Raw genomic sequence first — 5591 nt, forward strand, 5'->3', positions numbered from 1 at the left:
GGGAGGCACGGTGCCGGTCCGCACCGTGCCTCCCGTCCGCCCGTGGGTCGCGTCCGTCAGGACCGCGCACGGGATCCGACCGATGGCGTCAGCGAACCGTCAGGACGCTGTCGGCACCATCTCCCCCGCCGGATCGTGGAGTGGTGACCCTGACCGCGATCCTCCCGACGCTCCGCGCGTCCCTCCCCGACCCCGTGGACCCGACCCTCTGGCCCGCGCACACCGAGACCACGACCGGCGACGTCCTGGTCGCCGCCGTGTCGATGGTCCGGCTCGCCGGACTCACCGGCACCCCGTGCGTGCACACCGCCGAGCAGGCACCGCCCCGCTACCGCCCCCGCACGTGGACACCGGGCGAGGTGAGCGTCGCCGTGGCGTCGGTCCTCCGGGTGCGGCGGCCACGGACCGGTGTCGTCCTTCTCGAGCTCGACGCGGTGCTGCCCCGGTTCGCCGTGCTCGACCAGGTGCGGCTCATCGGACGGGTGAGCACGGCAGCACCGACCCAGACGTACGTCCTCACGCCGTGCGACGGCGCGGAGGACGGTCCCTTCCACCGGCTCCCGGCCCCGCTGCCCGCCGACGTCCGCGAGGGCGACCTGCTCTGCTTCCCGTGCGTCGCGGCCATCCGGCACCGGGACGTCGTGGTGCCGGTCCGAGCCGAGGTCGTCCGGTGAGCGGCGTGTCCGACCTGCGCTCCCGGGTCGTCGACGGCCCGCACGTGTGGGGTCGGTACGTCGTGCGGCCCGTCGACCGGACGATGTGGAGCACGAGGACCCTCGTCGTCTACCCGCCGGGCACCACCCGCCGCGAGCGCACCGTGCTCCGGGCCTGGTCGTCGTGGCCGGCGGTCGGGGCACTCCTGGCGATCGCCGTGATGGCTGCGCTCGCACCGCACGCGGTACTCGGGACCGTCGCCGCCGTCGGTGTGTACGCGTGCGGGTTCCTGCTGCTCGGCCGGGCTGCACGGCGACTCCGTCCCGGCGTCCGGCGACTCACCGTGACGACCTTCCACGGCACCGGGCGACCCGAGGTGCACGGGGACGTGCGACTGCTCGGCGCGTCGCTCGACGCCCTGACCGTGCCGGAGCGGGCGCTCCGCGCGGGTGCGATCCGTCCGGTGGACTTCGAGACGATCTGGGCCGACGTCTGGGACGACCTGCCGAGCGGTCCGCGTGGGGGTGTCAGTCGCGCAGGAACGCCTCGAGCTGCTCGACGACGAGGTCCGGTCGGGTGATGAACGGGTGGTGGCCCGTCGGGAGCTCGACCGCCCGGGTGGCCCGCGCCGCGTGCTCCCGCTGGAGTCCGACGGTCGTCGACCGGTCGTCGCCGCAGACCACCGCGGTGGAGTCGACGCCGGCCCATCCCGCGGCGCTCGTCGGGGTGCCGAACGCCCGCACGTCCTGCGATGTGACCCGGTCCCACGCCGCCCGCTGCGTCGCCGCGTCGGCGTCCTGCAGGAACCTGGCGCCGAACGACCGCTCGTCGTACCCGTCGACGACGATCCGTCCGTCGGCGTCCGGGCGGACCGTGACGGGATCGGGCTCGCCGGACATGATCGACCCCTGCGACGCTCCGACGGGCGGCAGGTAGCTCGACACGAGCAGCAGGTGCCGGACCGCCGGGTGGGGTCCCGCCTCGGCGATCACGGTCCCGCCGTAGGAGTGTCCGACGACGATCGCGTCGGGGACCTCGTCGAGGGCACGGCGGAGGGCGGCGGCGTCCTCCTGCAGGCCGCCGCCGGCCTCGGTCTCCCCGCACGACGGCAGGGCCACGGCGTGGCTGGCGATCCCCGTGCGTTCTCGCAGCAGGTCGCCCGTCGGTGCCCACCACCACGCGCCGTCGCGGACGAGGGCACCGTGCACGAACAGGACGGTCGGCTCCCCCACCGCTCAGTCCGCCGCGCTGAGGAAGTCGGCGATCGGGGTGGAGCCGGTGTTGAACCGGATCGTCCGGCCGATCGTCCCGTCGCCCTCGACCGCGTCCGCCACCACGTGTGCGACGTCCCCGCGCGGGACCTGCGTCGAGGAGCCGTCCCAGCCGATCGCACCGGTGGGCTCGTCGTCGGTGAGGGTGCTCGGCGCGACGACCGTCCAGCGGAGCCCCGAGTCGCGGAGCACGGCGTCCGCGATCATCTTCGACTGCGCGTACGCGAAGAAGTCGTCGTCCTGCGGCACCCCGTGGTCGAGCTTCGAGCCGGACCAGGAGACGAGGACGTAGCGGTCGACACCGGCCTTCGCGGCTCCCTGGACGGACAGGATCGCGGCGTCGCGGTCGATCGCCCAGGTGCGGTCGGCCGATCCGCCGCCGGCGCCAGCCGACCAGACCACGGCGTCGTGTCCGTGGATGAGCTCGGCGAAGTCGGTGAGGGTCTGCTGCTGGATGTCGGCGACGTGCGGCTGCCCACCGTGGGCCCGGATGTCGTCGGCCTGGTCGGGGTCGCGGATGACCGACGTGACGGTGTGGCCGCGGTCGGTGAGGATGCGGGTGGCGAGGAGTGCGACCTTGCCGTGGCCGCCGAGGACGATGACGTTGCTCATGGACCGGACGCTACTCGCGGCGGCTCGGCGCGCGGGGTGCGCACCAGCGGACGGCAGCCGGTCGCGTCAGCCGACCCGCCGGTGCTGCACCAGGGTCGCCGCCCCGAAGGCTGCCAGCAGGATGCCGACGCACCATGCGAGGGCCACCCACAGGTCCGAGTCGAGCGGCTGCCCGGCGAACAGCGCACGGATCGAGTCCACGATCGACGTCACCGGCTGGTGCTCCGCGAACCACCGGACCGGACCGGGCATGGAGTCCGTCGGCACGAAGGCGGAGCTGACGAACGGGAGGAAGATCAGCGGGTACGAGAACGCGCTCGCACCGTCCACCGACTTCGCCGAGAGGCCGGCGACGACCGCGATCCACGTGAGCGCCAGCGTGAAGAGCACCACGATCCCGAGCACCGCCAGCCACGCCGCGATGCCCGCTCCGCTCCGGAACCCCATGAGCAGGGCGACGCCGACCACCACGGTCACCGACACCAGGTTGGCGACGAGCGAGGTGAGCACGTGCGCCCACAGCGACGCCGCGCGCACGATCGGCATCGACCGGAAGCGCTCGTCGATCCCGGCCCGCAGGTCGAGGAACAGCCGGTACGAGGTGTACGCCACCCCGGACGCGACCGTGATCAGGAGGATCCCCGGCAGGAGGTAGTCGACGTACGGCGTGCTCCCGGTGTCGATCGCGCCGCCGAGGACGTACACGAACAGCAGCAGGAAGGCGACGGGCATCGCGACGGTGGTGACGATCGTGTCCGGACTCCGGAGCACGTGCCGCAGGGAGCGCCCGGTCAGGACAGCGGTGTCGTGGATCGGGTGAGCGGACATCAGGCCACCTCCTTCGTGGTGACGGCGTCGGGGCGGTGCCCGATGACGGCGAGGAAGACGTCCTCGAGCGTGGGCTGCCGCTCGACGTACTCGACCCGGGCGGGCGGGAGCAGTCGTCGGAGTTCGGCGAGGGTGCCGTCGGCGATGATGCGGCCCTCGTGCAGGATCGCGATGCGGTCGGCGAGCTGCTCGGCCTCGTCGAGGTACTGCGTCGTGAGCAGGACCGTGGTGCCGCTCGCGGCGAGGGCGCGGACGGCGTCCCAGACCTCGATCCGCGCCTCGGGGTCGAGGCCCGTCGTCGGTTCGTCGAGGAAGACCACCGACGGGTCGCCGATCAGGCTCATCGCGATGTCGAGCCGCCGGCGCATGCCACCGGAGTACGTCCCCGCGCGGCGGGGGCCGGCGGCCGTGAGCGAGAACCGGTCGAGCAACTCGTCGGCGATGCGCCCGGCGTGCCGTCGGTGCCGGAGTCGTGCGACGAGGACGAGGTTCTCACGGCCGGTCAGCACCTCGTCCACGGCGGCGAACTGCCCGGTGAGGCTGATCGCCTCGCGGACCGCGGCAGGGTCGGCGGCGACGTCGTGTCCCGCGACCGACGCGGTGCCGGCCGAGGCCTTCGTCAGCGTCGCGAGGATGCGGATCGCGGTGGTCTTGCCCGCCCCGTTCGACCCGAGCAGCGCGACCACCGATCCGGTCTCGACGTCGAGGTCGACGCCGCGCAGGACGTGCAGGTCGCCGAACGACTTCTCGAGCCCCCGGATCCGGATCGCCGCGGTCACGACGGGTCCCCTTCTCGGTCGGCCGCGGCGATCGTGTCGACGAGGCGCTGCTGTTCCTTGCTGAGCCACGAACCGAGGCCGTAGTTGGCCTTGAAGTCCTCGGCGAAGGCGATCGGGTCGTCGCCGACCACGGCACGGACGCTCGTGCCGTCGGCCGCACTCTGCTCGAACAGGTCCGCGAGGTCGTCGAGCATGCGCATGAGCTGCTCGCCGTCGCTCGGGCCGGTGTACATGAGGTACCGCTCGACGCCGTCGACGGCGGTGCGGTGGCTCGTCGGCAGCGCTGCCGTGCGGGCCTTGTACTGCTTCCAGCGCTTCTTGTCGCCGATGAGCTTGGTCGTGATGTCCGAGATCGAGATCCCCATGATCAGTCCTGTCCGTTCGTCGTGGTGGTGGTGTGCCGGAGGTGGTCGAGCCGTCCGGCGAGGAAGGCCCAGGCCCGCCAGAAGTCGTCGAGCTGCTCCTGCCCGCGGGCGTTCAGCGTGAAGACCTTGCGCGGGGGGCCCTTCTCCGACGGGACCTTCTCGACGTCGACGAGGCCGCGTTGCTCGATCCGGACGAGCAGGGCGTAGATCGTCCCCTCGGCGATGTCGGTGAAGCCCTGCTCCCGGAGCGAGGCGGTGATGTCGTACCCGTGGGCCGGGCGGCCGGCGAGCACGGCGAGGACGATCCCCTCGAGGATGCCCTTGAGCATCTCGGTCTCCTGCTTGGGCATGCGTGCCTCCTGCGGTCGGTGCGTGGCCTCGTGGTGCGGCGTACTCAGTGTCGCTGACTACTGGTACATAGTAACGCTGAGTACCAGGAGCGCAAGAGTAGTTTCCGAACCGACACGACAGGAGCACCCATGAGCACGAAGAACGAGCAGCACACCCTGGTCCGGACCCTGGTCCTGGGCATCCTCAGCGGCGGCCGGAGTGCCACGCCGCTCGCCATCATGGCGCTGAACCGCGACCGCTCCTCGCTGAAGGGCTCGTGGCAGGACTGGAAGGTCTTCAGCACGCCCCTCGGCCGTGGCGTCCTCGTCGCCTCGGCGGTCGGCGAGCTGATCGGCGACAAGCTCCCGAAGACCCCGAACCGGATCTCCCCCGCCGGCCTCGCCGGGCGCGTGGCGTCCGGTGCGCTCGTCGGGGCAGCGCTCGGCACGACCGGGCGACGTGACCTGCGCATCGAGGGCGCGATCCTCGGCGGCGTCGGCGCGATCGTCGGCAGCTTCGTCGGCTGGGGTGCGCGCAAGCTCGTCGGTGCCACGACGCACCTGCCCGACCCGGTCGTGGCGCTCGCCGAGGACGCCGCGACCATCGCCGGCTCCGTCAAGGTGATCACGGCCGACTGAAGCGCTCTGCGCCGGGCCCGCGCCGGGGACGCTCGTCGCGCTCTGCGCCGGCACACGCCGGGCACGCGTCGGGCACGCGACAGGTTCTGCGCCCCCTGAGGGTCATGGCGCCCC

The 5591-nt window shown here is 72.6% G+C and carries 9 protein-coding genes; 3 read left to right on the plus strand and 6 right to left on the minus strand.

Features of this window, described 5'->3' with window-relative positions; all coding sequences use genetic code 11:
• Positions 1 to 143: 143 nt before the first annotated feature.
• Both Q7F20_RS17635 and Q7F20_RS17640 read left to right on the plus strand, forming a co-directional pair.
• Positions 144 to 674: a hypothetical protein gene (locus tag Q7F20_RS17635; RefSeq protein ID WP_305741366.1), complete on the plus strand. Its 531-nt coding sequence runs from the start codon at positions 144 to 146 to the stop codon at positions 672 to 674.
• Between the two features lie 5 nt (positions 675 to 679).
• Positions 680 to 1234, plus strand: a complete 555-nt coding sequence (locus tag Q7F20_RS17640; protein ID WP_305741367.1) for a DUF6611 family protein — start codon at positions 680 to 682, stop codon at positions 1232 to 1234.
• On the opposite strand, the gene Q7F20_RS17645 is transcribed toward Q7F20_RS17640, so the two are convergent.
• The 6 genes from Q7F20_RS17645 to Q7F20_RS17670 form a co-directional block, all read right to left on the minus strand.
• The gene (locus tag Q7F20_RS17645) at positions 1182 to 1886 is read right to left on the minus strand and encodes an alpha/beta hydrolase (RefSeq protein WP_305741368.1); all 705 of its coding nucleotides are present in this window, start codon (positions 1884 to 1886) and stop codon (positions 1182 to 1184) included. The genes Q7F20_RS17640 and Q7F20_RS17645 overlap by 53 nt on opposite strands.
• A 3-nt stretch (positions 1887 to 1889) precedes the next feature.
• Positions 1890 to 2537 carry an SDR family oxidoreductase gene (locus Q7F20_RS17650; RefSeq protein WP_305741369.1) on the minus strand — a complete coding sequence of 216 codons (648 nt, stop codon included), beginning with the start codon at positions 2535 to 2537 and terminating at the stop codon, positions 1890 to 1892.
• A gap of 66 nt (positions 2538 to 2603) precedes the next feature.
• Positions 2604 to 3365: an ABC transporter permease gene (locus Q7F20_RS17655; protein ID WP_305741370.1), complete on the minus strand. Its 762-nt coding sequence runs from the start codon at positions 3363 to 3365 to the stop codon at positions 2604 to 2606.
• Positions 3365 to 4144: an ABC transporter ATP-binding protein gene (locus Q7F20_RS17660; RefSeq protein ID WP_305741371.1), complete on the minus strand. Its 780-nt coding sequence runs from the start codon at positions 4142 to 4144 to the stop codon at positions 3365 to 3367. The genes Q7F20_RS17655 and Q7F20_RS17660 overlap by 1 nt, the downstream gene beginning before the upstream one ends.
• Positions 4141 to 4509 carry a DUF1048 domain-containing protein gene (locus Q7F20_RS17665; protein WP_305741372.1) on the minus strand — a complete coding sequence of 123 codons (369 nt, stop codon included), beginning with the start codon at positions 4507 to 4509 and terminating at the stop codon, positions 4141 to 4143. Before Q7F20_RS17665 ends, Q7F20_RS17660 begins: the two co-directional genes overlap by 4 nt.
• A 2-nt stretch (positions 4510 to 4511) precedes the next feature.
• On the minus strand, positions 4512 to 4859 hold the full coding sequence (locus Q7F20_RS17670; protein ID WP_305741373.1) for a PadR family transcriptional regulator: 348 nt from the start codon (positions 4857 to 4859) through the stop codon (positions 4512 to 4514).
• Between the two features lie 129 nt (positions 4860 to 4988).
• Between Q7F20_RS17670 and Q7F20_RS17675 the strand changes: the two genes are divergently transcribed.
• Positions 4989 to 5477 (plus strand): DUF4126 family protein, encoded by a 489-nt coding sequence (locus Q7F20_RS17675; RefSeq protein ID WP_305741374.1) that lies wholly within the window; start codon positions 4989 to 4991, stop codon positions 5475 to 5477.
• Positions 5478 to 5591: the final 114 nt, after the last annotated feature.

The organism is Curtobacterium sp. A7_M15 (assembly GCF_030705415.1).
Lineage (GTDB): Bacteria > Actinomycetota > Actinomycetes > Actinomycetales > Microbacteriaceae > Curtobacterium.